The following is a 2,564-nucleotide window of genomic DNA, read 5'->3' on the forward strand; positions in this document are numbered from 1 at the left end:
GCCCAGTTGCAGGCGGCCGTCGCCGTCGCGGTCGAACGCCACGCCCTGCGCGGCCAGCCACGCCACCGTGTCGGGCGCGGCGTCGCACAGCCAGCGCACCGCGGCCGCGTCGTTGTGCTGGGCGCCGGCTTCCAGCGTGTCGCGCGCATGCGCCGCGCTGCTGTCGTCCTCGTCCAGCGCGGCGGCCAGGCCGCCCTGGGCCAGCGCGCTGGCGCTGCCGCTGCCGCTGCCTATCACCACCACGGGCAGGCGTGCGCGCCTCACGCCGCTTCGCGCCGGCCCACTTCCAGCATGCGATCCAGCGCGCGGCGCGCCCCGGCGATCACCTCGGCGGGAATCTCGATCGCGTGCCGAAGGTCGCGCAGCGCGGCGTAGATGTTCGGCAGGGTGATCCGCTGCATGTGCGGGCAAAGGTTGCAGGGCTTGATGAAGCGGGTCTGCGGAAACTGCGCGCGCAGGTTGTCGGCCATCGAGCACTCGGTGATCAGCGCCACCCGTTCCGGCTGCTGGCGCGCCAGCCACTTGCCCATCGCGGTGGTGGAACCGACGAAATCCGCTTCGGCCAGCACTTCGGGCGAGCACTCCGGGTGCGCCACAATCCTGGCGTCGAAGGTCTCGCGCGCATGCCGCGCCTGCTGCGCGGTGAACTTCTCGTGCACCTCGCAGCGGCCGCGCCACAGCACCAGCTCCACGTCGGTGCGGCCGGCCACGTGGCGGCCGAGGAACTCGTCGGGCAGGAAGATCACCTTGGGCGCGCCCATCGCTTCCACCACCTGCACCGCGTTCGCCGAGGTGCAGATGGCGTCGGATTCGGCCTTCACCGCGGCCGAGGTGTTCGCGTAGCTCACCACCGGCACGCCGGGATGCCGCGCCTTCAGCGCGCGCACGTCGTCGGCGGTGATCGACGAGGCCAGCGAGCAGCCGGCGTCGAGGTCGGGAATCAGCACGGTCTTGTCCGGCGCGAGGATCTTCGCGCTCTCGGCCATGAAGTGCACGCCGCAGATCACGATCAGTTCGGCGTCGCAATCGCGCGCAGCCTGCGCCAGGCCCAGCGAATCGCCGGTGACGTCGGCCACGCCGTGGAAGATCTCCGGCGACTGGTAGCTGTGCGCCATGATCACCGCGCCGCGCTGCTTCTTCAGCGTGTTGATCGCGTCGATCCACGGCAGGTGCAGCGGGATCTCCAGGCACGGCACCAGCGGTTCCAGGCGCGCGGCCAGCGCGGCGTACTCGTGTTCGAGTTCGTCGCGCCAGACGGGTACGGGCAGTTCGGCGGAGTCGTGCATGGCGGTCCGTGGCGGGAGGGACGGTGGGCGGAAATGCGCGGCGTCAGCGTCCGCGGTGGGCTTCGCGGGCGGCGCGGGCCAGCCGCGCGCCGCGGTTCAGCGCGATGCGCAGGCCCAGCGGCACCGATTCCCACGGCAGCCGGTCAAGCAGGTTGCGCGCGGTGAGGCCCAGTTCGGTGTCGCCGGTCAGCACCAGGCTGCGCTGGAAGAACAGGGTGTCGGCGTCCTCCAGCCGGCTGGCCAGCAGCAGCAGGTCGGTGGCGCTGCCGCGCACGCTGGCCTCGGGCGCCGCGTCGACCACGACCAGCCGCCCCTCGTCCAGGGTCAGCACCCAGTGCAGTTCGAGGTCGGTCACTTCTATGCCCAGCCGGCGGCCGGCCATGAAGTCCAGCGCGCCGTCGGCCAGCGGCGCCGCCAGCACGCGCGCCATCGCGCGTTCCAGCAACGCATGCTGCCAGCGCGCAGGCAGCACGCGCAGCAGCGGCACAAACCGCCGCGGCGGCGGCAACAGGCGCAGCACGGGTGCGGCGCGGGAAAGATCGTTCGATGGATTCATGCCGTCGAGCATGACGGCTGCCCCGCCCTGCCCGCCTTGATCCCCGTCAGGCGGCAGGCCTTGTTGTGCGCATGCATCCGCGATCACCACGTCGAGCAGTTGCGTGGCGGTGCCGGCGGGCACGTCCAGCCGCCGCGCCAGCCGCTGCCCGCGCTGGCGCACCGCGCATTCGCGCAACGGATCGCGCGCCTCCAGCCCGGCGCGCGGCTTCAGCCGCGCCACCATCCCCACCAGCCGCCGGCGCGCGGCCAGCAACAGCAGCATGCCGTCGTCCACCGCGTCGATGGCGCCACGTGCACGTCCCAACGCGAACCGTTCAGCGCGCATCGTCGGCATCTCCCGCATGCAGGGCCCGCGCGGCGGAAAGCACGTGCTCCTGGTAGATCTGCCCGGCCTGCTCGGCGTCGAAATCGGCGTGCCGGCGCTTCTTCACGCCGTAGTCGGACAGCACCAGGTGCGTATCGGCCGACACGCCTTCGCGCGCAAGGCAGGCCGCGACGCAGGTCAGCACGCAGCCGTCCAGCGCGAGCACGCGGCGTCCGCTTCGCGCGGTGCGCACCAGCCCCGCCACGCCGCCGCCCACGCCGGCGATGCACGACATCTCGGCCACCCCGGCGCGGTCCAGCCGCAGCGCGAGATGGTTCGCCATCTGCGCCGCGCTGGAACAGCCGGAGCAGGAATACACCAGGGGCAGGTCGCGGTTCATCGCTGTGTCCTCAGAC

At 72.3% G+C, this 2,564-nt stretch carries 4 protein-coding genes; all 4 read right to left on the bottom strand.

Annotation, left to right across the window (positions count from 1 at the left end):
* On the bottom strand, positions 1–264 hold a 264-nt coding region (locus PCA_RS11740; protein ID WP_181302806.1), incomplete at its 3' end, for an FAD-binding protein.
* On the bottom strand, positions 261–1,286 hold the full coding sequence (gene nadA, locus PCA_RS11745; RefSeq protein WP_181302807.1) for a quinolinate synthase NadA: 1,026 nt from the start codon (positions 1,284–1,286) through the stop codon (positions 261–263). The genes nadA and PCA_RS11740, both read right to left, overlap by 4 nt.
* 43 nt (positions 1,287–1,329) lie before the next feature.
* Positions 1,330–2,169 carry an SCP2 sterol-binding domain-containing protein gene (locus tag PCA_RS11750; protein WP_255436811.1) on the bottom strand — a complete coding sequence of 280 codons (840 nt, stop codon included), beginning with the start codon at positions 2,167–2,169 and terminating at the stop codon, positions 1,330–1,332.
* On the bottom strand, positions 2,159–2,564 hold a 406-nt coding region (locus PCA_RS11755; RefSeq protein WP_304624779.1), incomplete at its 5' end, for a putative zinc-binding protein. The genes PCA_RS11750 and PCA_RS11755, both read right to left, overlap by 11 nt.

This window comes from Rhodanobacter sp. PCA2 (assembly GCF_013620825.1).
Lineage (GTDB): Bacteria > Pseudomonadota > Gammaproteobacteria > Xanthomonadales > Rhodanobacteraceae > Rhodanobacter_A.